The organism is Prosthecobacter sp., assembly GCF_044226605.1.
GTDB lineage: Bacteria > Verrucomicrobiota > Verrucomicrobiia > Verrucomicrobiales > Verrucomicrobiaceae > Prosthecobacter.
This window is the reverse complement of the sequence record NZ_JBGAGS010000009.1, coordinates 93,172-119,475: the sequence shown is the minus strand read 5'-3', so window position 1 is coordinate 119,475 and position 26,304 is coordinate 93,172. Positions and strand designations below refer to the sequence as shown.

The window sequence follows — 26,304 nt, the reverse complement described above, 5'->3', positions numbered from 1 at the left end:
AGACTTCGAAAGGGAGTGCTCTTTTTGGCAAGGGAATGGCCGGAGAGTTGCACCGCAGGGCTAATCGGAACTGGGGTCTCTCTCTGGGGCAGGTGAGGGGATAAAGGTAGAAAGATTAGGGGTAGAAAAATTTCAGAGGCTGAGGATCAGGTTTGATTTGGCAGGGGAATGAGGGAGCAAGGGAATGACCGGAGATTGGCACCGCAAAGTTTTGGAGAACGCAGAGGTTTCAGATTTGATGGAGGTGAATGCCGAAGAGTTCGCGGAGGCCGAAGGGGAGTTCTTGTTCGGTGGCGTCTGGGAAGTGGCAGGTTAGCTTGGAGCCTTTGGGGGCGCCGCGGTGCTCGAGGAACTGGATGATGGAAGGTATGAGGGACGCGGATGAGGGCTTCAGATCGAGGGTCACGTCGCACCAGGCGATCTCGCCGGTTTTTTCCTGCAGGGTGCCGCCGCCATCGCAAGTGGAAGGCGACCCGGAGGGCACAAGCTACTACAAAAGTAATGGTCTGTTTCGGCTAGGCGAATAAAGGGCCCGGACATCTTTTTGGGATTGCTATCTGACGCCTTGCGGTAAACGATTGATTAGCAGTGACCTTAGGATAACTAACAATCTCGTGCGTATGCAAAAACGTTTTGATCGGCCGCTTGTATTTATTTGCTATAGTGAAAAGGATGATGCTTGCCGCAAGCGTGTGGTGGTGGCGTTGAAGCCGAAGGAACTAAAACAGCAAGCGGTCATTTGGAGCGACAAAAGCATCGAAGCAGGCCAAAAATGGCCCGAGGAAATTCATGAAGCCTTAGCCGTTGCGCGTATCGCTATTCTCTTGGTGAGTCCTGATTTTCTGGCATCAGACTTTATACATAGCAGAGAATTGCCTGAAATACTATCTGCCGCAGAACACCGCGGATTGACCGTATTAAACCTTTTCGTCTCAAGTGTTTTGGAGGAAGAATGTCGAGATTTTCTCCCGTTCCAAGGTGTCAACCGGCCCAATCGGCCATGGGATCGGATGAAGGGGGCCGACCGGAACAAAATTTTGACAAACTTATGCCAGGCCGTTAATAAGTCGCTTGATAACTTGTCTCAAACCGAGAAAATAAGAGGCGCTAAATCTGCCGAGTCATCTTCGACCACTAATAGTTCGCAGGTAACGGATTGTCTAGGTCTTGTTGGTGTATGGGAAGGTTTTATGGTGCAAAATTGCGGAAAATTTAAAGACCAAAAACTAAATCTTGAGTTTGATTTTTCAACGATTGAACGTGCCTCGATCAGCACAACAATTGTCAAAGGCGAAGCCATTCATCCGCCCCTTTTCCGCAAAACTCCAGATGACCGCTTTTTACGCTCAGTGAGGTTTTCGTTAACCGCGCATTTTACTCATGGCTCTTATCGCAGAATTGAGTATCACCAAATTAAGCCAAAAGAACCTTTATCATACGGCGTGTGTTTGGTTGAACTTGTAGGGGATAGCTATCTCAAGGGCCTGTTTGTTGGTTTTGGAGGGCAATCAAAGGAGATAGTTTTTGGCACTGTTGAAGCAGAACGAGTACCAGAATAAATTACCATTCTGTAATTAAATTTAACTATGACAGACTTGCGCATTCCAGTCTATACTGCTTCGCTTGAAGAAGCGTTTACAAAAGAAATGGAGGCTTTCAGACGCGAGCAATCTAATGCTTTTAGGGATCGAGATACTTCGCTAGATGTATTCGACGAAAAGGCATTTCATATCTCCATGCGTCGCGACGGGGTTTTAGTGGGGTTAGTGCGTGCCAACTGGGGGGCACCATTTCTGAAATCTTGGGCAAGAGCCCTGGACTTTTGGGTGCCGCCCGCGCAAATGATCGAGATCTCTCGATTAGTATGCCATCGTAGCGCAAGGCTGCGATTAGCAAGCCCCCACTTGATTGTTTGCGAAGCCCTACTTTACGCAGCGTCCCTTCAAGCGAAGTGGATTGTGGCTGCGAAAGATTCGACGGATCGAATGCTTCCGTTTTTATTTTCACTTGGAGCTACGACTCTAGGCAGCCCTTTTGAAGGAAAGGTTCCTCCGCGAGCGGAAGTTGTATCAAATCAATCAATCCAGCTTTGTTTAGACAATTCGCTCAAGCGTATTTTATGCGCGTATCATTACTGCATTTCTGTATCCAATCGCTATGGCGTCCGATACGAATCCACAATATCACATCCACATGTAGAGCGTCCTTCAGAACAAGAGATAGCCCGCTGGAAGTGTGAACGCAGCGTAGAGCAGCGAAACTTCAGATATAGTTAAGGAAGCCTTGATTAAAACGACTCGGAAGAAGATGCGCCCTCCTGGATTTTGGGTCTTTTTCGACGATTCAACAGAAAATACTTTCCATTTTTGCTTGAGGCCATTCGCCGGGTATATGGTGAAGCTTGGAGCCTTTGGGGGTGCCGCAGTGCTCGAGGAACTGGATGATGGAGGGTATGAGGGACGCGGATGAGGGCTTCAGATCGAGGGTCACGTCGCACCAGGCGATTTAGACCAACTCTCAAAAATCTTGTCACATTGCCCGGGCGGCGGAGCGGCCCCATTGGCTGCGTTGGTCGCTTGCCTGTTATTTTCAAATAGCAGACGGCGCTCCCGCCTTGCCACTGGGACCGCTGCGCTCGCCGGTCAAAATGACAATCTTTTCGAGAACTGGTCTAGCCGGTGGTTTCCTGCTGGGTGCCGCCGCCATCGATTTCTCCGGCGTTGTTGTGATGCTCGAGAAAGTCGATGAGGGGATTCTTCGTAAACGTCGCCACGCTGAAGTGGGCCGATCTTGTGGTTGAACTGGGCGTTGGCGGTGATGACTCCCTCGGAGTTGGGGTGCGATAAGCGGTTGGTGATCCTACGGGCGATGGCGGAGAGGAAGCGCATGATGGGGGGAGGGAGTCAGGCCGGGAGGTAATACAAAAGGTGTCTGGCGTGAATGGCACTTACTTAAGGCCATTTTCCGAACGGCGATGATGAATCCAGTTCTTCAGCCCTCCTCAGATCCGTCCTCTGTGGACTCTGTGGTCAAAAAGGAGGGGATTTTTTAACCACCGAGTCCAAATCGAGGGGCACAGAGATGGATCCCTGAAGCGAAGCCTCCGCTTAAAGGTGAATATTGTCTTCGTTAAGTAAGTGCCATTCGTGGCTGGCGTCTTTTATGTACGTGCCGAGATGAGGACGACGTAGTGAATTCAAATCAATGAAAATCAATGTTTTGAGTGCGCATTAGAAACAAAACGCCTAGCTTCTTATTCGGTTAAAACTTGTAGTTTTAATTATTTCGCCTAGACTAGCAATGTTTGAAGTCCAAGTTATAAGCCTGAGACCGCGGACCGAAATGGACCCAGTGAGCGATGCCACCCCTAACCCGGAAGCCCTGAACAAGGAAACGCTCGACAGCTTTATAGAAGCGTCCAGCGCTAGGTTTCATTCTATGATTGGGAGTTTGGACTCAACTAACTTAATCACACCACCTGCCGAGGTTCGATTTCACTACTTCAAGTTTGATGATGACAGTCGTCCACGAGTTTCTGCTCTGGCTGAAACACTGGTGGACCATTTGATTCAATTCTGCCTCTCTGAGCGCCGGTTCCAAAGGCATAGACCTGACCTTTCACTTGTAGACCTGCAGGCCGCAAATCGCGAAGCGCGCACATTACTAAGAAGAGCAACAAGTGCAGGAGAAGCGGGAGAGATGCTGCTTTATTTTTTTATGGAGGTGATTTTGAGAGCTCCTCAAGTTGTGTGCAAAATGGAAATTAAGGGCAGATCAGAGATGGAGGTGTTGGGCTCCGACGGAGTTCATCTTCGGTGGTCAGAGCAAGATCAGTTGTTCGATATCTTTTTTGGTGAATCGAAGCTAGAACAAACTCCCTCTGCAGCCATTAGGAACGCTGCCAGAAGCATCGGAAATTTTCACACAAATAAGGGGCGTGAAAGAGAAATTAAACTCGTCACCTCTCAATTCAAATATTTGGATGACAAGGGTAAATCGGTGGCAAGCCAGATTGCCAAATCCTATGATACAGGTCGAGGTTTACGAACAAATCATGCATGCTTACTAGGATTCACTTTAAGAGACTATGAAATAGCTTTGAAATCAAAGTTCCGCGAAGCTGAATTGGATTTCAAAAATTGTTATCTTTCCAAAGTAAATGCGTTTGGAAAACAGATAAGAAAACACTTTTCTTTATTGGAGTGGACCAAAGCGCGCTTCGAAATTTTCGTTCTTCCTTTTCCGTGCGTAGAGGCTTTCAGGCAAGAATTCGACAAAGTCCTAAGCGGAAAATGAGTTTTTGCATAAATGATTCTTGATCAAGAAAGCCAACTACTAATCAGGAGACTGATAGTGGCGCATGCACAAAGCATATTGCCAGGTGAACCGTTAAGCGCACCTGAACAGTTTCTCGATGAAAACATCAGATCAGTGATCTCGATAGCTTCTTGTTTGGCCTTCTCGAAAGAGAATGAATGTCGCCGCTTGGCCTACGAGATTGCAATCCGTTCTGTATACACCGCTACGGAAAAACAGCTGGCAATAGCTAAAGCGGCATCTGTTATTCTTTCTCGGCTGGGAAACTTTCCAGGGCTTACGTTGATGCGCAGCCTCTTCATCAAGGAAGGGCAGGAGGGAAGATTGCCGTGGCAGTTTTCTCTCGAAGAAGAGGTGCGCAGAGATGGCAATACTATCGATGCTATTTCGAAGACGCTGACGGACTTTCAAACTAAGCTGTATTATACTTTGCAGCAAACTTTCGCGGCCAGCGTATCGGCCCCTACATCAGCGGGAAAATCATATATATTCGCTGTAGATATTGTTCAGAAGGTAAAGTCGTCCGTTAATCCCATGACAATAGTCTACGTGGTACCGACTCGTGCGTTAATACGTCAGGTTGCAGCCGATGTGCGCAAGCATCTGAAGGACGCGGGAATCGATAATACCCCTGTCCGATGTGTGCCGCTTCATGTGTCGAAAGAGGAGGGATCTCAGAGCATGATCTACGTTCTTACCCAGGAGCGACTTTTGACCTTACTTAACCAGGATACGGAACCAGCGATACAGATAGATATGCTTTTGGTGGATGAAGCTCATGGCATCGGAGACGGGGCAAGAGGCATTCAACTACACGCAGCTATTGACCAGGTGGTTCGTCGTTTTCGTAAAGCTCGAATTTATTTTGCGAGCCCTTGCACTCGCAATCCTGAACATTTGCTAGACTTATTTTCACTAACCTCAAAAGGGTACACTTTTATCGAAGAGCTTTCGCCAGTTGGACAAAACCTGATTTTGGTTCAACAAGAGCAAGATGCTAAAATGGTGCGATTTGAATTGATCGTCAATGACGATGTTATTTCTCTAGGGCAAAGAAATTTGGATTTTGAGTTCGGAACGTTAAAAACTTCCGAGAGGCGAGCCGCTTTCGCTCGCGCCGTGGCAGTCGGAAAAAGGCTCTCTCGTTGTTGCTGTATTGTCTACGCAAATAGTCCCAATGATTCAGCTGAAGTTGCGATTGAGCTGGCTAAGCGTGAACCTACACTCCGTGAAACACCGTTGGTGATCCAAGAGTTTATCGATTTTTTACACGAGCATGTTCACCCTGAATACTTGTTAATTCAGCTCTTAAAAAAACGTATTGCCTTTCACCACAGTAAAATGCCCGGGCCAGTGCGCGCCGGGGTGGAGGATTTATTCGCCGCAGGTCATTTAAGATACATCTGCTGCACCACGACTTTATTACAAGGGGTGAACTTACCGGCAAGCGATATCGTCATCGAGCGGCCAATGCAAGGGGGCGATGGAATGGACCGAGGGTCGTTTCTTAACTTGATCGGAAGAGCTGGACGCCTCGGCAAAGAGTTTCATGGAAATGTTTGGTGTTTGCGGCCGATCTTTTGGAAGGAACCTCTTTATAAGGGGGAAAAGCTACAGACAATTCGGTCTGCTCTTGAAGATGCCGTGGAAGATGGGGGCATGATTATTCGGCGTGTGCTGGAGAATCAATCCATGCGAGAAGACGATTTTGATATGGGAAGTGCGGCTCTGGGCAAGACGATTCAAGATTTTGTCTTGGATGGAGATTCGTCAAAAAAGGCAACTTATACACTGAACGTCGATGAGGAGAAATGGGGTGAAACACTTCGCCAGATAACCCCTCTTGGGACAGTTTTGCCTGGGGATATTCTTCGACGAAACTTCACCGTTCCTCCAGACAGATTATCTAAGCTATATCAGTTTTTACTGTCGGTTTCTGATATTGATGCCTATATCCCGATCGACCTTTGGAAAAAAGGAACTTATCAGCGCCTTTTAACCGTGATGGAAACTGCAAGAACCTATCTCAATCCGCCTATTCGTCCTTATAAGCGGTCCGATGTATGGTTGGCATTTTGGTGGATGCAGGGTAAAAGCTTAAGGTGGCTTATTGACGAAAGAATTAAAAGCCGGCAAGAGTTTGATGCCCAGAGTGAATCTTTGGTTCCGGCGTCGGCAAACAGTGTGATACAAAAGGTGATTGCGGATATTGAGAAGTTGTTACGCTTCCAATATGCTAAAGATCTTAAGGCCTATTTAGATGTTCTTGCGCTGGTTCTTCGCAAACGCAGACCCGAGCAGCTTGAGGTTTCACTTCCGCCTTTACCCCTCTATCTGGAATGCGGCAGTTCCAATGCAGGTGTAATCCGATTAATGGCACTAGGCCTAACTCGAATGACATCTTTGATGATCCGACAAAAGATTGTCGGAATGCGGGCCGACGCTTCTCCTGAAAGCTGGATGGCTGCTATCGCTGTTCAACGTCTTGACACATTTCCTTTGCCCAAAATTTGCCTCCAGGAAATCAAACATTTGATCCTCGGAAAATAGTGAGTCCAAGAAGCCAGTGATGGCTCTAAGATGAATTTTCCAAGGACGGTTGCTTCAGGAAATGGAAGTTAGGGCGGGGATTTGAAACGCGCACTGGTTTTGCTGGCATAGCCTTTATGCCAATTCGATCAAGAATGCTGACGTGAAACAATATAAAACAGTATAATATACCGGTTTCGATGCTTGGTTAAAGCATAACCTGTCAAATTAGGATGGAATAGATATTGTCAATATGACAAATTTATTGAAAAGGCAATAAACACAGAAAAACATGAATTCAATAGTTCGGCCGCGAATAACGCTGGTTTTCTACTGGTTGCGCCCTTGGAAAAGTGTATAATGTATCCGGCCATGAAGACGACATATCGCTCTTGGTCAGCCCACGAATGGGAAGTTATCATCAACGCGCTAGGCCCATGCATAGCGCGAGTTACAAGGGCTGTGGCGCTTTTAATTTTGTCGACCTGCACTGGCGCAGCTTTAATCATCCAAGCTATGGATGGCGATAGAGCTTTGGTGGCACGATCCTGTATTCAACACCTCGTAACGGTTTTGCGTACATTCCCGGTGCTTTGAACAAAACAAAGAACGTGAGGAATTGTCGATATCGAACTGTCGGTGAGGCTTGATATAAACTTGTTTCCGACAGAAGAGGCACATGAGATGGAAGGGGATTAGTCCCTGATGCTTCTGTGGATGGTTGAGCATCTGGAAGGTTAAAGACAACCCGCATGCATCGAAAACTCGGCCCACCGTGCAGCGCCCAGCTATATTCCAGCTTCACGCCTTTCGGCCAGAATGGGACGCAAACTTCCCGGGAAATTAATGGAGGCGAGGGCGGGAATTGAACCCGCACATAGCGGTTTTGCAGACCCGTGCATGACCCCTTTGGTACCTCGCTGTTCTCGAAATGAGAAGACGGGAAAAAGATGTCAGGGATTTGGTCTGAAATCATGCCGGGAAGAGACTGGCGAAGTCCCATGCAGAAGAGAATGACAACCGATGGATGCCCTGAAGGCCGACGGTGGTGGTGAGGCGGCTTTCAGCGACGCCACTGACGGGCCAGTCGGCTTTGTTGAAACGGAAGGTCAGCCGCGTGAGGATTTCGGGCGGCAGGACGGTGTCGAGGCTGAACGGTGTGGATCTCTCTGCCAGCAGGACATGATCTGACCCGGTCCAGTTTAAGGCGCGCAGCCAAGGGTGCAGCTCGACACCTTTTTCGAGGGTCTCGAAAGCGCGTGGGGCATGAGTCTCGGGAGGATAGAGATGGGGATGAGCGGCGATGAAGTCGTCCACCGTCATCAGCGCCCTGATCCGTACCTGCGAGAGAATGTGAAGGGCACCGTCTCGAACGGAAACGGGATAGACGATTTCTCCGGCCTTCACGCCGGCTTTGATGAAACTGGGCTGCGTGGTGTGTGGGCCGCCAAAGAGAAAGTCAATGCTCCTGCCGATGAGGCCGTGCTTTTTGGCGATCCGGACCCGGTCACTGTTCCAAAGCACTGTGTAGGCATTGCTCACCAGAGGGAATCGAGTTGAGGTTCACGATGCGACTGCCCGGGTTAGAGGGGGTGAATGAAGTGAAGTGGAGGCGAGGGCGGGAATTGAACCCGCGCATACCGGTTTTGCAGACCAGTGCATTACCACTTTGCTACCTCGCCGTTCTCTGGATAGAGAGCCGGGGATGGTAGGGTGGTTTGGGGGGATGTCAACTGTGGGAGGGGCGGGGGCGCGGAGTTTGCAGTGGTTGGCGATTGTTTGCCGTGGTCTGCAGTTGTTGCCGGAACCGGAGGCCGGAGGGGAGTTGACGGTGGTTTACAGTTGTTGACGATGGTTGACTGTGGTTTTTCCGGAGCTCCCGGAGGCTTCCGGACGGGCTACTGCGTAGCCGCGAAGCGAACTCCGAACTACGTACGTGCGCTGGGTGGGGAGGCGATTGAGATGCGTCTGCGATTGTTGGCGGTGGGTCGCTGTGGCTTGCGGTTGTTGCCGGAGGCCGGAGTTTCCGGAGGCCAGAAAGCGGCGTAGCCGTGGGTTCGGGACAACCATTGCAAACAATCGCCAACTACGGCAAACCATTGCCAACGGCTTGGCCGTCGGCTTCCGCTCGCGCGCGAATCTCTGCGATAGCCCATGCGGCATGCTCGGCGATCAACGGGTGTTCGTCCTGAGAGGCGAGTTCTAGGGCGTGGAGGTCTTGGGGGGTGCCGGTGTTGCCGAGGGCGATGCAGACGTTGCGGAGGAAGGCGGGGCGTTTGATGCGCTTGATGGGGGATTTGGCGAAGAGGGCGCGGAAGGTTTCGTCGGTGAGGGAGAGGAAGTCGCGGAGGGTGTGCGCAAATATGGTCTGGCGGGCCTGGAAGGTGGCTTCGTGGGAGGCCTGGGCGTGGCGGTTCCAGGGGCAGGCGTCGAGGCAGGTGTCGCAGCCGTAGATGCGGTCGCCGATGGCGCGGCGGAATTCGTGGGGGATGGGGCCTTTGGACTCGATGGTGAGGTAGGAGATGCAGCGGCGGGCATCGAGGCGACGGGGGGCGGTGATGGCCTGGGTGGGGCAGGCGACGATGCAGCGGGTGCAGGTGCCGCAGCGGTCGGGGCCGGGGGCGTCGGGGGGGAGTTCGAGGGTGGTGAGGATGTCTGCAAGGAAGAACCAGGTGCCGAGGTGGCGGTGGATCTGCATGGTGCTTTTGCCGCCCCAGCCGAGGCCGGAGAGGGTGGCGAAGTCGCGCTCGAGGACGGGGCCGGTATCGACGTAGGGACGCTGGGTGCCGCCGTGGGCGGTGAGGAAGTCGGTGAGGAGGCGGAGTTTGGTGTCGATGAGGTCGTGGTAGTCGTTGTTCCAGGCGTAGCGGGCGACTCGATACGGAGTTTGCGGTTGTTGGCGGTTGTTGGCGGTTGTTGGCGGTGGTTGGGGAGTTGAGGGGGCGATGCTGGAGGCTGGAGGCTGGATGCTGGATTCCGGAGGGGGACGCGGAGGGTGGGGTGGGGCGCTGGGTTGAGGGGCTGAAAACTGAGAACTGAAAACTGGGAATTGTAAATTGCCGGAGGGGATGGGGAGCTGGAGGGACGATGCTGGGGGCTGGATGCTGGATGCGGGATCGTGAGCGTCGGAGGCTGGGTGCTGAGAAGTGGGGAATGGGGGGATTCGGAGGGTGGGGGTGTGGCGGGGGGGGTTTCTGAACCGGAGCCGGCAGGATGCCGGCGCTCCCAATACGGGGTGGGGGCGCTGGGGGATGGCGGGGGCGGATTGATCGAGGACGAGTTCGAGTAGGAGGACGAGGACGATGGGGAGGAGGGGACGCTCGGCGGAGGCTGGGGGACCAGCCTCCCTACCTGAGGGGAGGTGGAGTCGGAGGAAGATTGGCAGGAGGCTGGGGGACTTGCGGGGGTGAGGGGGCTGGCGGGGGTGGATTGATCGAGGACGAGTTCGAGTAGGAGGACGAGGACGAGGACGATGGGGAGGGGGGACGCTCGGCGGAGGCTGGGGGACCAGCCTCCCTACAGGGGAGGAGGAGTCGGAGGAAGATTGGCAGGAGGCTGGGGGACTTGCGGGGGTGAGGGGGGCTGGCGGGGGTGGATTGATCGAGGACGAGTTCGAGTAGGAGGACGAGGACGATGGGGAGGATTTGGGGGCGAGGGGGGATGGCGGAGGCAGAGCGGCATCGGAGTGCCGCGGTCCCAGGGGGGAGGGCGGGGCGCTGGGGGTGAGGGAGGAAGAGGAGGATTCCTGAGGGTAAGCGCTGCCGCCTTGGTAGTAGTTGAGGGCGAGGATGATGATGCTTTTGGCGCCGGGGAGGACTTGGGTGGGGTCGGTGCGGCGCTCGGGATTGCGGGCGAGCCAGGCCATGTCGCCGTGCTTGCCTTCGGCGAGCCATTGCTCAAACAGGGCGCGGTGGGCGGCGGGCTGGGCGGGCGCGATGCGGCAGTCGTCGAAGCCGAGGGCGCGGGCTTGGGCGATGAGGGCGGCTTTGAGCTCCGAGGGGGTCATGGGACGAAGAGGGGCCGGAGTTTACAATGGTTGACGGTTGTTGACGGTGGCTGAACGGTTGTTGGCCGGAGGGGGAGAGCCGGAGTTTGCAGTGGCTGGCGATGGTTTGCGGTTGTTTGCAGTGGTTGGGCGGAGTTTCCGGAGGGGGGGGCGAAAGAGGGGAAAGAGGGGAAAAAAGTTTGGGGGACGGGAAGCTGAGGGGGGACAATCAGGCAATGAGACTGTCAGAGGGGGAGATGGCCGGAGAGGAGTGGGGGGTGCTGGGAGGTGAAGGGGGAAGTTTGCGCTGGGGTACTGAAAACTGAGAACTGAAAACTGGGAATTGGAAATTGGCCGGAGGGGAAATGGCGAGGTGTACAGGCCCTGTGGGACTGTTGGAAGGGTGCGTGGAGTTTACGGCTGTGCTGGTTCTCTGGCGAATGATTCACTGAGCACTGAAGCGTGGGCTTCTGCCGAAGGCTTTGGCTTTGGAAACGACGGCAAACCACTGCCAACAACGGCAAACGATTGCCAACTTCTCCCCCTTATTTCCCGGCGGGGGTGAGGACGCGGATCTGGTGGTCGAGGACGTCGAAGGAGTCGGAGAGCTGGCGGAGGCGCTCGACTTGGGCGGACTGCTCGCGCTCGATGTGGGCGGCGTTGGCCTGGGCGGGGTTGAGGGTGTCGAGGAATTTGGTGAAGGCGGCGGTGACGTCTTCGGTGACTTGCTTGGAGAGCATCTCGCGGAGCTTGACGGAGGATTCCTCCAACTTGTCGAGGATGGCGTTGCGGGCGTTGGCGAGGCGGACCTGGGTGAGGAGGTACACGACGGCAAGGAGGAGGAGGCCGGCACCGAGGGCGATGGCGGCGCTGGTCATGCCATCGAACCAGCCGCAGAGGGCGGTGATGATGAGGACGGGGGCCACGAGGCGGGGGAGCCAGCGGGCGGTGACGCGGGCGTTTTCGAGGCCGGGCTCGATGTCTTCGTCGAGCTTGAGGCCGATGACGAAGCGGCGGAGTGAGGAGTCGACGTGGGTGCCGAAGCGGCGGCGGAGCTCGCTGTCTTCTTCGCCGTAGTCGTGGGAGGGGAGGGTGACGTCTGTGGGGAAGAGGATGCCGCGGCCCTGGGCGTAGAGGAAGCGCTCGAACTGGTGGACGTCTTCTTCGAGGACGAGGGAGACCTGGCGCCAGCGGTCGCCGGTGCGGTGCTGGAGCTCCTGGAAGAGGCGGTGGTCGAGGCTCTGGGGGCGGGGGGCGGTCTCGCTGGTGTCCTCGGCGTCTTTGCGCTGAAAGGCTTTGCGGGTGGCGAGGGCGTCATTGGCGAGGCCGGCGACCCGGAGGGTGGACTCGTGGTAGTCGCGCTCGGTGGCATCGAGGGCGGGGAGGATTTTTTTGAGGGTGCGGTCCACCTGGAGCTCGCGCTCGGTCTGGAGGTCCTGGAGGACGACCATCTTGCGCTTGGCGAGCTGCATGCCGGCGATGAAGCGCTCCTTCATGCCTTCGAGGATCTGGCGCGCGAGGCGCATGGTGCTGGCGAGCTTGTTGAGGCGTGCGGCATTGTGCCGGACGATGGAGGAGATGTGGGCCTCGAGGGCGTGAAAGCCGGAGTCTTGGAGGAGGCGCTCGCGCTCGATGCCGGCATTGCGTGCGAGGAAGGCTTTTTTGGCGGAGACGGCGAAGAGGGGGAAGTCGCGGCCGAAGCGCTGGCGGGTGAGCTGGCCCATGTAGTCGGTGATGACCTGGATTTCTTCGGGGGAGCGGAGGTCGCTTTGCTGGAGGACGAAGATGACGTGGCGCATCCACTCGCGGTGGACTTTTTCGAGGAACTGCCAGGCGGAGGCGCCCCAGGGGTTCATGGCGGAGAAGACGAAGATGACGAGATCGGCGATGGGTACGAAGCGCTCGGTGATGAGCTGGTGCTCGTTTTCGACGGAGTTGGTGCCGGGGGTGTCGACGATGTGGAAGTCGCGGAGGAAGTCGACGGGGGCGTAGACTTCATCGAGCGTGGGAGTCACGGGGACGACGCTGTGCTCGGCGCCGTGGCGGAAGAAGAGGATCTTGCCGGTGGTGGGGACGACGCCGGTGGAGGAGAAGTCCTGGCCGAAGAGGGCATTGAGGAAGGTGGACTTGCCGACATTGACCTCGCCGACGACGACGAAGACGAAGGGCTCCTTGAGGGAGGCGATGAGATTGTCGAGGATGGTGGCGGACTCGGGATCGCCTCCGGCTTCACGCTGCGCCGCGGCGAGAGCCAGGAGGTCGGTGCCAATGCGTGAGCGTAGTTCGAAATAGTCGTCGCCAATCATGAGGGGGGTGGGGCAGTGTGCCGCGAGAGATTCGCATCGCAACATTCCTTCGAATGCCGAGGAGAGTTTAAGGGAAAAAGTTGGGGGCGGTGTTTTTGGTTCCTAGTTCTTGGTTCTTGGTTTTCGGGGGTGCGCTGCTGGGGGTTGTGTTTTGGGGGGAGAGGGAGCGGATTTTGTGATGAGTGTTTTCTTTTTCTCCGCGGCAGACTAAGGAGGGAGTCTTGACTGCCGAGAGTCCAGACAGCGAATGTGTGCCTGCTGCGAAATCCACGCCGTGGTGGCTGTGGCCGCATGTGCTGAGCCTGGAGGCGCCGCTGGTGGCGGTGCTGTGGCAGGCGGCGCTGGCGCATGCGCATGGGGTGCGGCTGATGCCGATGCTGAGCGTGGGACTGGGGCTGGTGTGCTGGGCGGTGTATCTGCTGGACCGGACGCTGGACACGTTTGCGGTGAAGCATGTGGCGGAGCTGGATGTGAGGCATGCGTTTTACCACCGCCACCGGCGGGTGCTGCTGTGGGGTGTCATTCCAGCGGTGCTGCTGGTGCTGGGGTGGCTGGCGCTGTGGGAGATCCCGGAGGGGGTGCTATGGCAGGCGCTGGGGCTGGCGCTGCTGGTGGCGCTGTACCTGGCGTCGTGGGCGGCGCAGGGGAGCCGGGTGGTGCGGGATGTGTTTATCTGCTGCGCGGGGCTGGGGGGCATCATGCTGGTGTCGCGGATGCCGCTGCCCAGCGGATCGCGGCTGGTGCTGAGTTTGTTTGTGCTGGGGGTGATGGTGCTGTCGTTTCTGCGGCAGCTGGATGTGCGGATGGGGCATGTGCTGCCGAAGGAGCTGACGGCGGCGCTGCTGTTTGCGATGGGGTGCACGACGAGCACGCGTTTTTTTGCGATGCCGGAGACGATCAAGGAGCCGGTGCTGGAGTGCCTGCTGCTGGCCCTGCTGTTTGCGTGCAACCTGCAGATGATCTCGCGGCGTGAAGCGGAGAAGGAGAAGGCGGCGGGTGATGTGAGTGGCACGGGCTCGCAAACCGACAAGGCAGGCCGCTCGATGGGCGATGCCGGGGGCATGCCGCTGGTGTTGCAAGGCACCGCGGGCTTTTGCATCGTGGTGGCGATCTTGGTCGGCTCCGGTGAGCTGGGGCAGGTTCTGTTTCGCATGGCCGAAGCAGGCATGATCGTGACAGGGCTGAACTACAGCCTGCACCTCTCACGGCGGAGTCTGTCTGTTGAGGCCTATCGCGTGCTGGCAGATCTTGCGCTGATCGTGCCTTTGCCGTTGTTCTGGCGCTGATGAATGCGCAAAGTCGTCTGAAGCCCACGTTTTGAACCTGCGATGAAACGATTTCTTCTCCTCCTGCTGCTGGTGCCTGCTTGGCTGTTTCAACTGAGCGCGCAGGAGGGGAAGCCTGCGGCGAACACGCTGTTTGAGAAAGGGGTGAGCCTGTTCTTTGCGGCGAAGCCGAAGGAGTCGGTGGCGGCGTTTGATCAACTGATCGCGCTGGTGCCGGATGCCAAGCCGCAGCTGTGGCAGCGGGGTCTGGCGCTGTATTACGCGGGTGATTTCAAGGGAGGGCGGGAGCAGTTTGAAGTGCACCAGACGGTGAACGGGAACGATGTGGAGAACGCGGCGTGGCATTTCCTGTGCATCGCGAAAGGGGAGGGCGTGGAGGCGGCGCGGAAGGTCTTTATTCCGATCGAGGGAGACAGCCGCATCCCGATGAAGGAGGTGCATGAGCTGTTTGCGGGCAAGGGGAGCGAGGAGGCGGTGCTGAAGGCGGCGGAGGAAGGGGAGGGAGAGCGGCTGCGCAATCACCGCTGCTACGCGCATCTGTATCTGGGGCTGTATTTTGAAGCGACGGGTGATGATGTGAAGGCGAAGGCGCACATGCTGAAGGCGGCGAAGGATTACTCGATGGACCACTACATGGGGCGTGTGGCGCAGGTGCATGTGAAGCTGCGCGGGTGGGAGTAGCGGCGCCGGGATTTAGCGGAAGGGATTGAAGGAAAGGCGCACGAAGCGGATGCGGGCGTCTTTGGCGCCGGGCTTGGAGGGGCCGAGGTTTTCCATGAGGCCGAAGTGGGTGCGGGTGGCGAAGGCGAGGAGGGCGGGTGATTGCTCGCGTATGAGCGTGGAGCCACCTTCGGCGGGGATGGAGGCGTAGGCTTTGACGAGTGCCTTGGCGAATTCGCGGTCGGAGAGCTGGAGCCAGTCGGCGTTCGCCGGGAGGGTGTGAGGCACGGGGACGGCGCTGCCGCCGAAGAGGCGCAGGGCCATGGTGCCATCTTCATTTGCCTGCACCATGAGGTCTGCGTGGCGCTGGCGCAGCCAGGTGGTGTCTTCGGCGGTCAGGGTGTCGGGGTGGTTTTGGAGGTGCTCCTGCAGGTCTGCGGAAGACTCGATGACATAAGCGCCGAACAGGCTGCCGAGGCAGCGGGTGCCTGCCTGGGGAATGGGAATCACCATTTCTTTGGGCAGAGCTTCTTCGGTCCGCTGGGAGACGGTGAAGCGCATCTCTGGCATGGCTTTTTCGCTCATGACGAGGAGTGACTCTTCATTGCGGGAGAGGAGCAGGGAGCCATTGAGCGTGTGGCGGCCTTCGTCGTCTCTGAGGTCGGGGAGCTTCAGGGTCATCATGCGGCGGTCGGGGGGCAGCTTGAGGGAGCCCTGGGGCAACGTGTGGCTATAGCCGTGGATGAAGAGTCGGAGGTTTAGCTGGCGCTCCACATGACGGGCAAAGCGGGGCTCGTAGGGGGGCAGCGGGGTGTTGGGCTGAGGCTTGCTGGAGGAGTCTCCGGATGGCAGCACAGGAGCCTGAGCCGGGGACATGGCGGGGCTGGAGGGTTCGGCGATTTTAGGCGGCGGCGCGGGTATGCGCGTGGTGAGCGAGTACATGGCCACGAGCAGGGTGGCGAAGGCGAGGCCGCCGGCGAAGGAAAAGGCGGTGCGCGGGAGGAGCGGGGCGCCTGGCACCGGGCGGGGCAGGGCGCGGAGTTTTTTCCAGACCCACAGCCAGCACGCGAGGCAGGCGGCCACCGCAAAGGCAACGGCAGTGGCCAGCATGGTGGGATGCCGTGACAGATCCTCGACTACGCTGCCGTCTGGGAGAGTGATGAAGGAGAGGGAGAGATTCGTCGCCGTCCGGTAAACGAGGAAGACGAGGACGGCGAAACCGAGGTAGAGCGGCAGGGCGAGCGCGACGGCGCATGCGAGTCCGAGGCCGAAGAGACGACCGGCTGAGCCGCGGATGAGATTCACCGCCGCCCAGCCCAGAGTGCTGGCCATGGCGGTGACGCAGGCCCAGAAGGCCAGTGTTTGCAGCAGGCCGACGGTCAAATCCATGCCTGCCTCATAACCGACCCTGCGGTGAAGCAGTTTCAGGAAGACGGAGATCAACACCAGCAGATAGGCCATCAGCAGGGCGCCGACCAAGGCGTGACCGGAGATGTGGCGTCTGCGCGGGGTGTCGGCATAGGGCAGGGGCCTCCAGGAAGGGATGGCGTAGGCCATGGGAGCCAGAGCATGCTCAAAGCGAAAGAATGCAAGGCTGAAGCAGAGCAGCAGCAATCCCAAAATGAGGCTGCCCGGGTCGCTCTGAAGCCAGAAAACTCTCAGCATGGCCAGCGCCTGTCCTATCCCCCAGAGGCCTGCGAGGCGGAGCACCAGGCCGGCAATTTCTGTGTGCACGCGTGGCGGCATGAGGAGCTGCCGGTAGCTGATGCGCGTGAGCCAGCGGGCAAGGACGATGAGCACCCACGCGGCGATGAAGAACAGCAGCGACAGGTTCAGCCAGAGAGGAATGACCACCGGCCTGCGCATGACTTCGGTCTTGGACAGCCAGGTCACGCCGTAACAGGCGCACACGACGCCCGCTGCGCGCAGCAGCCAGCAGAACCAGCGCTGGTAGGTCTCGCGTGGATGCACCGGCATCTCCACCGTGGGGTTTGAAAGTGTGGCGAGGTGCTGCTGCAGCTCGGCGACGGTCTGGTAGCGCTCGGCGGGATCCTGCTGCAGGGCGCGGCGCACGATCTCATCGAGCAGGGTTTTGGGGCCGGCTTCGTGGAGGGGGAGTTCGAGCGGGCTGGGCGGGCGCTTGCCGGTGAGGAGTTCATACAAGACGACACCGAGGGAGTAGATGTCCGCGCGGTGATCCGCGGTGGCCGAGGCAGTGCGCTGCTCGGGCGCCATGTACTCGGGCGTGCCTGCCACCACGGTGCTGTGCGGAGCGGCGCTGGTGTGTGCTGATTCAGCCACGGCTTTTCCACCACGCAGCATTTTGGCGATGCCGAAGTCGGCGATCTTCACACGGCCAGCTTTGTCGAGCAGGAGGTTTTCGGGCTTGATGTCGCGATGCACGATGCCGTGCTCGTGGGCGTATTGCAGCGCCTCACAGATGGGTGGCACGATGGCGAGCGCCTGCTCTGCGCTGAGGTGGGAGCCGCGCATGGCCTGGCGGAGGTTCACGCCGTCCACGTATTCCATGAGAAGGTAGAAGAAGCCGCCGGACTCGCCGAAGTCGTGCACGGTGACGATGCTGGGGTGATTCAGCGCGGCGAGTGCGCGTGCCTCATGGGCGAAGCGTTCGGCGAAAGCGGCGTCCTTTTTCTGCTCGGGTGCCAGAAGCTTCAGCGCCACGAGGCGGTCGAGTGTTTTCTGCCGCGCCTTGTACACCACGCCCATGCCGCCGCGGCCGATGCATTCCATGATTTCGAGCTGCGGGAAGTGTGGGGCAAGCTCCTCGGGTGAGAGCGGCTTTTGCGGCGGGGCCACGGGCAGTGTGACATCGTGCGTGGGGCGCATGGCCAGATCCATCAGGCACACGGGGCAGAGACCGGGCTGGTAGCCGGGGGGCAGTGCGTCCCCGCAACGGGTGCACAGAGAACTGGGGGTGGGGGAAGTCTGGCTCATGCGGGGTGCCTGACGTGTGCGGAGGAAACGGTTGTGGAAAAAAACATTTTTCTTCAGCGGTTTCTCAGCGCGGCAAAGAGCACCTGCATTTCTTCATCCAGGGCAGACTCGTCTTCCAGCGTGGCGGCGATCTCTTCCCGAACCAAAGTGCGGAAGCGCTGCCGCAGGCGGTGCGTGGCGGCCTTGAGCGTGTTTACATTCATGCCGAGGGAGGCCGCGAGCGCGGCCTGGTCGCCATGCGCGGCCTCGCCGCTGAGCCAGGGCTGGAGGCGCGCAAATTCTTCGCCGCGGCCTTCGGCAGCCTGCTCCAGGCGCAGGGCTTCCATCGAGCGACTGAGCACGGTGAGAGCCCACTCGCGGTCGAAGGCTGCGTCCGGAGAGAGCTGGCTGGAATCTGCGACGGCGATGGGTGCTTCGTCGTCATTGATGGATAGAGGCACCTCTCCACCGCCGCGGCGAAGGCGCAGCGCCGCCTCGCGCCGATGAGAAAGAAAATGCTTCACCGCGCCCAGAAGGTACGAGCGGAAGCGTCCGCGCGACTGCTCCGCCTGCGCGATGGAGCCGCCTGCCAGCACGGTGGCGAAGAAGTCATGCGCGAGCTCACGGGCCATTTCCTCCGTCCGCCCCTCACGACGTAGGAAAGCGATGACCGGCGCATAATACGTGGCGCAGAGCTGCTGCAGCGCCTCACGCCCTTCGGTGGAAGGATCCCGCGCCAGCACCACGCGGCTCCAACGCGTGGTGTTAAAGTGCGAGGTGGCAGGGGTGGACGGAGGCATGGCGGAAAGCATAACCGCTTCCCTGACGGATCGGAAGGCAATCGTTGCGGGGGGAAGTGGCGGGTGGGTCTCCTGGCTCTTGGCGCGAAAGAGCAGCCGTGTCACGCAGGCGAGAAAAGCCTGATTCAGACCAGCTCTTAAAATCTTGCCACCTTGCCCGGACGGCGGCGCGGCCCATGGTCTCATGCCTGTTATTTTCAAATAACATGCGGTACTCCCGCCTTGCCAATGGGGCCGCTGCGCTCGCAGTCGGAATGAGAATCTTTTCGAGGGCTGGTCTAGGTCTTTGCCGGCACAATTCGGTCCTGGCTGCGGACGATGCGATCACCCATCAGTTTCTCCCGCTCGCGGAGATAATCTCCGATTTTTTTTTGATCGTGGCCGAAGTCCGAAGTGATTTTACGACGAATCTCACGAAGCCATTCGAGGTCGTCTGAATCTCGTTGAGATGTGGAAGAAGTGTTCATGGTTCAACTCCTAGCAGTTCGTACGGTGTGATGAGTTTGGGAGTATCATAGCCCAGCCTGGCATTGACCTGCCGGATGTGGTCGGTCTTGTTGGCATTGGCGATGTGTTTGCAGTTCCACGAAGCAAGAATATCACATTTCCAGAAAGTGGCGACGGCCAAGTGTCTGGCATCACCGTCTGCATCGGAGGGCATGATTTTATTTTCGATATATTGATCCACCAAGACGTCAATTTCGGGCGCGGACTGCAGCAGTCGAATATCTTCAAGCAGAGTGAGACACTCTGTCCGCTTGGGTTCGGGTGTGTCCTCCAGCTCGCGAATGACCCAGAGTGATGAAACAAGCTCATCCTGCCACTTTGCCAGATTCCACCACTCACGGGTCCATTCCCGTCGTGCTTGCATGGCTGCTCCAGGCCGGGTCTCGAAATAGAAACTTGGAATGCTGGTCTCAACAAAGATGAGCTGATTCATCGCCGCAGGCTAGGTCTCGACATCGCAAAGTCGAGCTTTGAATTCAAGGCTGCATGGGAGGTGAACTTACCTCCTCCTGCGCCTCGCTTGCGCATCATTGCGCTGGTCTTGGCATAGTGGGGTGTGAGCGCAACATGGGTGATGGTTGCATGGTAGGTTTTGGTGAAATTCACTAAAACAGCACCATGAAAATGCATCGTCTCTGCACCGGCAATCATAGCAATCTCTTCACCACCGCCCAGGGCCGGCGTGACTTTTTGCAGGTGGGGGCGATGGCTGGCTTGGGACTGACGCTGCCGAACCTGCTGAAGCTGCAGGCGGCGGAGCAGACGCTGGCGATGCCGGCGGTGGAAAGCTACCGGCCGATCGCGACGTCGATCATCCACATCTATCTGCCGGGCGGGATGGCGCAGCATGAGTCGTGGGATCCGAAGCCGTTTGCCTCGCCGGACTATCGCGGGCCGTTCTCTCCGGTGAAGGGTGTGACAGGCGAGTATGTGGGCGGGCAGTTTGTGAACATCGCCAAGATTCTGGACAAGATCACGCTCATCCGCTCGGTGACGCACGGGGAGGCGGCGCATGAGCGTGGTACGCACAACATGTTTACGGGGTACCGCCCCAGCCCGGCGATCAAGTTCCCGAGCTTCGGATCCATCATCTCGCACGAGCAGGGGCCGCGGAACAATCTGCCGCCGTACGTGGCAGTGCCCAGCATGATCGCACCTGAGCAGGGCAGCGGGTACATGAGCAGCGCATACGGCCCCTTTGCGCTCGGCAGCGACCCCGCGGACAAAGGATTCACCGTGCGCGACCTGGCCTCGCCGAAGGACATTGATCCGAAGCGCTTTGACCGCCGGCGCAATCTGCTCTCCGCCGTGGACGAGCACTTCCGCACGACGGAAAAATCCGACGGCCTCAGTGCGATGGACAACTTCTATCAGGCCGCATACAAGCTCATCAGTTCTGACAAGGCGCGCGAAGCTTTCAATCTCAACGCGGAGCCGGACAAGCTGCGCGATGAATACGGCCGCAATGCCGCCGGTCAGCGCTTCCTGCTTTCCCGTCGTCTGGTCGAAGCCGGAGTGCGCATGGTGTCGGTGAACTACGGCGGCTGGGACCACCATTCCAACATCAAGGGCGCTTTTGAAAGCCAGGCACCGCAGTTTGACATCGCCTTCTCGCGTTTGATCAAGGACCTGGATGAACGTGGCATGCTGGACACGACGCTGGTGCTGGTCAGTTCTGAATTTGGCCGCACACCGCGCATCAACAGCACGAACGGCCGTGACCATTACCCACGTGTCTTCTCCGTGGCCATGGCAGGTGGCGGCATGAAGAAAGGCTTTGTCTACGGCAAGTCAGACGCCCTGGGAGGTGAGCCGGATGAGAATCCTGTGGGACCCGAAGATCTTGCGCGCACGATGTACCGCCTGCTGGGCATCAATGCCAGCAAGCGCATTGTGGTGGAGAACGTGCGTCCGGTGGACATCGTGAACGGCGGACGACTGATCCAGGAAGTGATCGCGTAAGGCGATCTTGGCAGGTTTCAGGGAGGCGCTGATTTAGCAAAGCAGAGCTTGGAAGATCGCAGAGAATACCTCTGAACAGGTTCTCTGTGTGCTATTCAGCAGCCTCCTCCTCAGAATGTTTGACCGCGATAACTCGTACCGACCCGGATCCCCTCAGGCTGAAACTTTCCGATGACTTCAAACAAGCGAGGCGGTCCTGACTCGTGGCCAAAGGCTTTTGGGGCAGGGGAACTGCCACGTCACAAACTGAACCCATTCTTCTGAAACATCGCCCTGATTTCCTGCTCGATCTGGTCAAGGGAGCGGTCGTTGAGGAGGATGTTGAGGTGTTTGGCGCAGACGGCGTCGGGATCGGTGCCCTCGGGGGGCTCGGGTTCCTTGGGCGGATCGGGAGGCGGGGCGGGCGGGGTGAGGTTTTTGGGGTAGGAGAAGCGGCCGCCACCGAGGTCTTTGACGCCGGGCTCCTGCATGAACTGGTTCATGGCTTTGCGATAGGCGTCGTAGGCCGGGCGCAGCTTGTCCACGGCGGCGTCGTAGGCCTTCACCTGCTCCCAGAAGACGGGCCATTTTTTCTTTTCCTCATGCAGGGCGTCAAAGTACTGCATGAGGTGCCTGCCGCCGTTTTCGTGGACGAAGAAATACGCGAGGATGTGGGAGGAGTGGTAGCGGTTGCCAAGGTCTTCCATGGAGGGCGGAGGACCGGCGGCGCGGACATTCCGGCGCTGGCCGTTATCACGGTCGGACATCTTGAAGCCTTTGATTTCGTTGCGGGTGCTGATGTCCGTGGTGTAGCCCCACGTCTCCTTGACGCCGATCCACTGGGGCTTGTAGCGCATGGCGTTCATGAGGCCGCGATTGCGTGAGCCGGGCTGCTTGGCGAGGAAGGAGACGCCGTCTCCGCTCACGGAGAAGACGCCCCCTTTGTAGGCGAGATTGGAGGTGTACTCCGCGAGGCCTTCGATGAGCCACACGGGCATGTAGGGCAGATATTCATGCATCATTTGATGCGTGATCTCATGCGTGATGGTGTCGTTGTTGATCTCGCCTTTGCGGTAATAGGCGCCATTGGCTCCGACGGTGTTGGAGATGCCGAGTTCGTTGAAGGGCATGCGGAAGACCTTGTCCGGGCGCACATAGACGCCGCCAGACCAGGGCGGGGCACCGGTGGCGAGGTACTGCTCACGCGAGGCATAAAGCTCAGCCTGAAACTTGGTGCGTCCCTCCTCGGGCCTGGGGATGATGCCCCAGGGCATCAGGCGCACCAGCTCGTAGGTGCTTTCAAAGGCGCGGCAGACGTCCTTCATGAGGATGACGCCGAGCTTGGCGCTGGTCTTGAACTGGAAATGGCCGGACTCGTAGATGCAGGAGCCGGGCTCTTCCTTCACCACCTTGATGTTCATGTAGAGCATGGGCTCCTTCACGTCAGTGGGCATGCGGCGTTTGTCCCAGGGGATGCGCTGCGCGTCCGCGGGATCTGCGGAGGGAGTGCCGGGCGGGGGCTTTGCGGTGTTGTTTTGCCTTATCCAGGCCTGGTCTTCGGCAGAGAGACTGGCAAGCGCCACGGTGGCAGTTTGGCCGCCGGCCATAATGAGGGTGACGCTGCCGTCCTTGAGGCCGCCAAACTCTGCCTGCACCTGCTTGCCCTGTGCATTGGTCCAAGGGCGCGGCTCACCCTGTGCGAAAGAACCAGCCAGCAGGCTCAGGAAAGCCAGGGTGTGTGGGCGCAGGGACATGGCGCCAGACCATGAAGGAGGAATGCGGGGAGTGACAAGAGCAAAAATGCGGGGTCTTCTTAAAAGCACCCGCAACGCTTAGGGATTGCGCCGACTCCGGCGCTCAATAGCCGCTCCAGCCGTGCCCAGGCATGCCGGGCTGCACCCCATCCCCGGCGCGGTGGTACCGCGGCACATTGAAAAAAGCACCGTAGAACAGCGGCCCCACCAGAGGAACGAGGGCCACGAAGGACCAAAGCACCTTCCGGAGCCGCGACACCGTGCCAAATTTTGGCAGCAGCCACAGTCCAAACACCAGCCGCAGGGAAACCACCCACGACGCAAGCATTACGCCAGTTGCAAACGAATGCTGCCGGATGAACTCGCTCATGCTCCCATCGTACCGGGGTTTGCCTGACTTTGTCAACGCACGACGAATCCTCTTTTCACGGCATCAAAAGTGCGCATTCTCAAACGGCTCAGATTTGAGCCGCCATGGAAGCAGTCAACATTCAGTTCGCCCCCGCGACAGGCACCGAGGAAGAGTGGAACGAGGCGTATGCGCGCCTCGCGGACTACTTTCGTTCGTACCAGCTGCACAACCGCATCCGCCGCACGCAGCTCATTCTTGAGACATTGCGCAATGCGGCCAAGGCGCATGCGAAGGACCCCACCCGCACGCCGACGGCGCACTCCATCGAGCAGGCGCGCGTCATGCTGCGGGAGTGGCTGGGCTCCATTTACAGCGACCTCAACCTTAGCGAAGCACAACTGGAGGCCACGGGGCGCCTGGGCTTCCATCTGGCCGGCGGGCCCTCGCGCTGGCCGCAGTTCTTTCTGGATGAGCAGAACATGCCGGATGACATGGCCGAGGCGATGCGCTCCGCCATCCGTACCTCCGGCCCGGGCATGCAGGTGAGCAAGATGACCCCGCGAGACATCGACCTGGGCATGTTTACCGATGTGGCGGACGACACGTTTGACCGCCTCGGCCGCCACCCCATCCTGCGTTATTCGGTGCTGGTGATCATCATCGGCAGCGTGCTGGGCTACCTTTACTCCCTCTTCGGATGAGCGCACCCGTTGGCAGCCAGACCGCGAACATCGCGATGACCGCAGGGATGCCGCCCAAGCAGATCTCCCGCACGCGGCGCGCCACGTTTTTCTCCCTCGTGGGCCTGGGCACCATTGTGGGTGCATGGCTGTCCTACATCTTCCTTTCGGAAAACGGCATGCGTCTTTCAGAATGGGGGCTGCTGCTGGTGTTCATCCCGCTGTATTACCAGCTGAATGTGGGATTCTGGACCGCGCTCTTCGGCGTGTGGCTGATGAACCGTCCGCAGCCCGACTCCCTGAGCCTGTGGCTTTCCCTGAACAAGGAGGACTTCGAGCAGCCCATTACCGCCAGCACCGCCATCATCATGCCGGTGTTCAATGAGGATGTGACGCGCGTCTATGAAGGCCTGCGCTCCATCTACCTTTCCCTGGAGGCCACGGGGCGGTCCAAGCACTTCGACTTTTTCATCCTGAGCGACTCGGACAAAGCCAGCCAGTGGATCGAGGAAGAAACCGCGTGGCTGGAGCTGTGCCGGCAGCTCAAGGCCTTTGGCCGCATCTTCTACCGCCGCCGGCGCAAGCAGATCAACCGCAAGAGCGGGAACGTCTCCGACTTCTGCCGCCGCTGGGGCAAGCGCTACCGCTACATGGTGGTGCTGGACGCGGACAGCCTCATGTCCGGCGCGCTGCTCACGAGCATGGTGCGCATCATGGAAAAAAATCCGGGCATCGGCATTTTGCAGACGTTTCCAAAGCAGATCGCCGCGGACACGCTGCTGGGGCGTGTGATGCAGTTTGCGCAGGCGCTGTACGGCCCGCCCTTCATGGCGGGGCTGGACTACTGGCAGTGTGGCGAGGCAAACTTCTGGGGGCACAACGCCATCCTGCGACTGGCGCCGTTCATTGAGCACTGCGCGCTGCCGCCGCTGCCGGCCAATGCGCCCTTCGGCGGGCACATCCTGAGCCATGACTTTGTGGAGGCCGCACTGATGCGGAAAGCGGGCTACGCTGTGCGACTGCTGCCCACGACGCGAGGCAGCTACGAAGAAGGCCCGCCCACGCTGGTGGACATGCTGAAACGGGACCGCCGCTGGTGCCAGGGGAACATGCAGCACCTCTGGCTGCTGTTTGCCAAAGGCTGGCACCCGATGAGCCGCATCAATTTCCTGCATGGGATCCTGAGCTATGTCAGCTCCCTGCTGTGGTTCCTCTTCCTGGTGCTGGCCACCTACCTGGCGGCCACCCCCACGGCGCACTCGCAGCCGCAGGCCATCCTGGCGGAAAAGATCCTGCTCGGCGTCACCGCCATGCTCATCTTCCTGCCCAAGACGGTGATCCTGCTGGATGAGGTGATCACCGGACGCATGTTCAAGCCGCTGCGGCTGCGCTTCCTGACGTTTTTCAGCAGCCTGCTCGACACCGTGGTGTTTACGCTGATGGCACCGGTGCTCATGGTCTTCCACGCGCGCTTTGTGGTTTACACGCTCATTGGCAAGAGCGTGAGCTGGGTGACGCAGCGCCGCAAGATCGACGGCGGCCTAAACTGGAGCGAGATCATTTTCACCTTTCTCAGCGTCACTCTGCTGGGTGTCGCGTGGGCGGTGCTGGGCTGGTATGTCTCGGCGGAGTTCTTCACCTGGATCAGCCCCATTTTGTTCTCCTTGATCGTTTCCATCCTGGTGGCGGCGCTGGTTTCCAGCGGTCGCAGCGGACGCCGGCTCGGACTGTTCCTCACGACGGAAGAATATGAGCCGCCGACGGTGCTCAAGACGATGCAGCAGAACCTGAAGGAGATCAAAGACCGCATCCAGCTCCCGCCGGAACTGGAGCGTCACTTCGGGCTCATGCAGGTGTGCCTGGACCCGTATGTAAACGGCCTGCACGTGAGCCTGCTGCGCCGCCGGCGCACCATTGAGGTGTCCTCGGCGTATCTGAAGGAGATCAGCCACCGGCTGATCACCCAAGGACCGCAGACGCTGAATGCGCAGGAGCTGAAAGCGCTCATGCACGACACCGACACGGTGACCAATCTGCACTACCGCATCTGGAGTGCCGCGGACCACGAACTTGCGCCGTTCTGGGCCACCGCGATCCGGCAGTACAATCTGGCTTCCACCAGCCCGTTCGCACATACACTGGCGCGGCAGGACGTGGAGTTGGGGTAAACGCTCGCCCTGAGTTTTCGGCGGGTGAAAGTTGCGGTGGGCTGGAAGACTTCAGAACGCCTTCGCGCTCTTGATTAGCGCGGAG

At 58.3% G+C, this 26,304-nt stretch carries 19 protein-coding genes and 1 tRNA gene; 9 read left to right on the top strand and 11 right to left on the bottom strand.

Going from position 1 to position 26,304, the window contains the following annotated elements:
- Nucleotides 1-229 precede the first annotated feature (229 nt).
- Nucleotides 230-484 (bottom strand): hypothetical protein, encoded by a 255-nt coding sequence (locus tag ACILSO_RS13975; protein WP_395738039.1) that lies wholly within the window; start codon nucleotides 482-484, stop codon nucleotides 230-232.
- Between the two features lie 136 nt (nucleotides 485-620).
- On the opposite strand from ACILSO_RS13975, the gene ACILSO_RS13970 reads away from it, so the two are divergent.
- The 4 genes from ACILSO_RS13970 (at nucleotide 621) to ACILSO_RS13955 (ending at nucleotide 6,867) form a co-directional block, all read left to right on the top strand.
- Nucleotides 621-1,559, top strand: coding sequence for a toll/interleukin-1 receptor domain-containing protein (locus ACILSO_RS13970; RefSeq protein ID WP_395738038.1), 939 nt, complete (start codon nucleotides 621-623; stop codon nucleotides 1,557-1,559).
- 27 nt (nucleotides 1,560-1,586) lie between these two features.
- The gene (locus ACILSO_RS13965) at nucleotides 1,587-2,276 is read left to right on the top strand and encodes a hypothetical protein (RefSeq protein ID WP_395738037.1); all 690 of its coding nucleotides are present in this window, start codon (nucleotides 1,587-1,589) and stop codon (nucleotides 2,274-2,276) included.
- Nucleotides 2,277-3,351: 1,075 nt separating this feature from the next.
- Nucleotides 3,352-4,296, top strand: a complete 945-nt coding sequence (locus ACILSO_RS13960; protein ID WP_395738036.1) for a DUF1837 domain-containing protein — start codon at nucleotides 3,352-3,354, stop codon at nucleotides 4,294-4,296.
- 12 nt (nucleotides 4,297-4,308) lie between these two features.
- Nucleotides 4,309-6,867 carry a DEAD/DEAH box helicase gene (locus ACILSO_RS13955; protein WP_395738035.1) on the top strand — a complete coding sequence of 853 codons (2,559 nt, stop codon included), beginning with the start codon at nucleotides 4,309-4,311 and terminating at the stop codon, nucleotides 6,865-6,867.
- 951 nt (nucleotides 6,868-7,818) lie between these two features.
- Here the strand turns inward: ACILSO_RS13955 and ACILSO_RS13950 are convergent.
- The 4 genes from ACILSO_RS13950 to ACILSO_RS13935 form a co-directional block, all read right to left on the bottom strand.
- A complete protein-coding gene (locus tag ACILSO_RS13950; RefSeq protein WP_395738034.1) occupies nucleotides 7,819-8,388 on the bottom strand; it encodes a hypothetical protein in 570 nt (189 codons plus the stop codon).
- A 65-nt stretch (nucleotides 8,389-8,453) separates the two neighbouring features.
- Nucleotides 8,454-8,528: transfer RNA gene (locus ACILSO_RS13945), tRNA-Cys, on the bottom strand.
- A gap of 404 nt (nucleotides 8,529-8,932) precedes the next feature.
- Nucleotides 8,933-10,852 (bottom strand): tRNA epoxyqueuosine(34) reductase QueG, encoded by a 1,920-nt coding sequence (gene queG, locus ACILSO_RS13940; RefSeq protein ID WP_395738033.1) that lies wholly within the window; start codon nucleotides 10,850-10,852, stop codon nucleotides 8,933-8,935.
- A gap of 524 nt (nucleotides 10,853-11,376) precedes the next feature.
- Nucleotides 11,377-13,137 carry a dynamin family protein gene (locus tag ACILSO_RS13935; RefSeq protein WP_395738032.1) on the bottom strand — a complete coding sequence of 587 codons (1,761 nt, stop codon included), beginning with the start codon at nucleotides 13,135-13,137 and terminating at the stop codon, nucleotides 11,377-11,379.
- Nucleotides 13,138-13,358: 221 nt separating this feature from the next.
- Here ACILSO_RS13935 and ACILSO_RS13930 point away from each other — a divergent pair, with 221 nt between their 5' ends.
- Both ACILSO_RS13930 and ACILSO_RS13925 read left to right on the top strand, forming a co-directional pair.
- The gene (locus ACILSO_RS13930; protein ID WP_395738031.1) at nucleotides 13,359-14,423 is read left to right on the top strand and encodes a hypothetical protein; all 1,065 of its coding nucleotides are present in this window, start codon (nucleotides 13,359-13,361) and stop codon (nucleotides 14,421-14,423) included.
- 42 nt (nucleotides 14,424-14,465) lie between these two features.
- Nucleotides 14,466-15,104, top strand: coding sequence for a tetratricopeptide repeat protein (locus ACILSO_RS13925; protein ID WP_395738030.1), 639 nt, complete (start codon nucleotides 14,466-14,468; stop codon nucleotides 15,102-15,104).
- 12 nt (nucleotides 15,105-15,116) lie between these two features.
- On the opposite strand, the gene ACILSO_RS13920 is transcribed toward ACILSO_RS13925, so the two are convergent.
- From ACILSO_RS13920 to ACILSO_RS13905, 4 genes are all read right to left on the bottom strand, one after another.
- Nucleotides 15,117-18,038 carry a serine/threonine-protein kinase gene (locus tag ACILSO_RS13920; RefSeq protein ID WP_395738029.1) on the bottom strand — a complete coding sequence of 974 codons (2,922 nt, stop codon included), beginning with the start codon at nucleotides 18,036-18,038 and terminating at the stop codon, nucleotides 15,117-15,119.
- Nucleotides 18,039-18,091: 53 nt separating this feature from the next.
- Nucleotides 18,092-18,817, bottom strand: a complete 726-nt coding sequence (locus ACILSO_RS13915; RefSeq protein WP_395738028.1) for an RNA polymerase sigma factor — start codon at nucleotides 18,815-18,817, stop codon at nucleotides 18,092-18,094.
- A 278-nt stretch (nucleotides 18,818-19,095) separates the two neighbouring features.
- A complete protein-coding gene (locus ACILSO_RS13910; RefSeq protein ID WP_395738027.1) occupies nucleotides 19,096-19,284 on the bottom strand; it encodes a hypothetical protein in 189 nt (62 codons plus the stop codon).
- A complete protein-coding gene (locus ACILSO_RS13905) occupies nucleotides 19,281-19,757 on the bottom strand; it encodes a type II toxin-antitoxin system VapC family toxin (RefSeq protein WP_395738026.1) in 477 nt (158 codons plus the stop codon). Before ACILSO_RS13905 ends, ACILSO_RS13910 begins: the two co-directional genes overlap by 4 nt.
- Nucleotides 19,758-19,942: 185 nt before the next feature.
- Here ACILSO_RS13905 and ACILSO_RS13900 point away from each other — a divergent pair, with 185 nt between their 5' ends.
- Nucleotides 19,943-21,286 (top strand): DUF1501 domain-containing protein, encoded by a 1,344-nt coding sequence (locus ACILSO_RS13900; protein ID WP_395738025.1) that lies wholly within the window; start codon nucleotides 19,943-19,945, stop codon nucleotides 21,284-21,286.
- Between the two features lie 239 nt (nucleotides 21,287-21,525).
- Here ACILSO_RS13900 and ACILSO_RS13895 read toward each other — a convergent pair whose 3' ends face one another.
- Together ACILSO_RS13895 and ACILSO_RS13890 are read right to left on the bottom strand one after the other, a co-directional pair.
- A complete protein-coding gene (locus tag ACILSO_RS13895; protein ID WP_395738024.1) occupies nucleotides 21,526-23,019 on the bottom strand; it encodes a hypothetical protein in 1,494 nt (497 codons plus the stop codon).
- A gap of 103 nt (nucleotides 23,020-23,122) precedes the next feature.
- Nucleotides 23,123-23,389 (bottom strand): hypothetical protein, encoded by a 267-nt coding sequence (locus ACILSO_RS13890; RefSeq protein ID WP_395738023.1) that lies wholly within the window; start codon nucleotides 23,387-23,389, stop codon nucleotides 23,123-23,125.
- Nucleotides 23,390-23,493: 104 nt separating this feature from the next.
- Here ACILSO_RS13890 and ACILSO_RS13885 point away from each other — a divergent pair, with 104 nt between their 5' ends.
- Both ACILSO_RS13885 and mdoH read left to right on the top strand, forming a co-directional pair.
- A complete protein-coding gene (locus tag ACILSO_RS13885; RefSeq protein ID WP_395738022.1) occupies nucleotides 23,494-24,072 on the top strand; it encodes a hypothetical protein in 579 nt (192 codons plus the stop codon).
- Nucleotides 24,069-26,219 (top strand): glucans biosynthesis glucosyltransferase MdoH, encoded by a 2,151-nt coding sequence (gene mdoH, locus ACILSO_RS13880; protein WP_395738021.1) that lies wholly within the window; start codon nucleotides 24,069-24,071, stop codon nucleotides 26,217-26,219. Before ACILSO_RS13885 ends, mdoH begins: the two co-directional genes overlap by 4 nt.
- Nucleotides 26,220-26,304 lie beyond the last annotated feature (85 nt).

Bases quoted from the DNA above. Each gene is read 5' to 3' on its own strand.
- mdoH (WP_395738021.1), top strand. From the start codon at position 24,069: ATGAGCGCACCCGTTGGCAGCCAGACCGCGAACATCGCGATGACCGCA.
- ACILSO_RS13935 (WP_395738032.1), bottom strand. From the start codon at position 13,137: ATGATTGGCGACGACTATTTCGAACTACGCTCACGCATTGGCACCGAC.
- ACILSO_RS13885 (WP_395738022.1), top strand. From the start codon at position 23,494: ATGGAAGCAGTCAACATTCAGTTCGCCCCCGCGACAGGCACCGAGGAA.
- ACILSO_RS13910 (WP_395738027.1), bottom strand. From the start codon at position 19,284: ATGAACACTTCTTCCACATCTCAACGAGATTCAGACGACCTCGAATGG.
- ACILSO_RS13970 (WP_395738038.1), top strand. From the start codon at position 621: ATGCAAAAACGTTTTGATCGGCCGCTTGTATTTATTTGCTATAGTGAA.
- ACILSO_RS13955 (WP_395738035.1), top strand. From the start codon at position 4,309: ATGATTCTTGATCAAGAAAGCCAACTACTAATCAGGAGACTGATAGTG.
- ACILSO_RS13900 (WP_395738025.1), top strand. From the start codon at position 19,943: ATGAAAATGCATCGTCTCTGCACCGGCAATCATAGCAATCTCTTCACC.
- ACILSO_RS13895 (WP_395738024.1), bottom strand. From the start codon at position 23,019: ATGTCCCTGCGCCCACACACCCTGGCTTTCCTGAGCCTGCTGGCTGGT.
- ACILSO_RS13905 (WP_395738026.1), bottom strand. From the start codon at position 19,757: ATGAATCAGCTCATCTTTGTTGAGACCAGCATTCCAAGTTTCTATTTC.
- ACILSO_RS13965 (WP_395738037.1), top strand. From the start codon at position 1,587: ATGACAGACTTGCGCATTCCAGTCTATACTGCTTCGCTTGAAGAAGCG.
- ACILSO_RS13925 (WP_395738030.1), top strand. From the start codon at position 14,466: ATGAAACGATTTCTTCTCCTCCTGCTGCTGGTGCCTGCTTGGCTGTTT.
- ACILSO_RS13890 (WP_395738023.1), bottom strand. From the start codon at position 23,389: ATGAGCGAGTTCATCCGGCAGCATTCGTTTGCAACTGGCGTAATGCTT.
- ACILSO_RS13915 (WP_395738028.1), bottom strand. From the start codon at position 18,817: ATGCCTCCGTCCACCCCTGCCACCTCGCACTTTAACACCACGCGTTGG.
- queG (WP_395738033.1), bottom strand. From the start codon at position 10,852: ATGACCCCCTCGGAGCTCAAAGCCGCCCTCATCGCCCAAGCCCGCGCC.
- ACILSO_RS13920 (WP_395738029.1), bottom strand. From the start codon at position 18,038: ATGAGCCAGACTTCCCCCACCCCCAGTTCTCTGTGCACCCGTTGCGGG.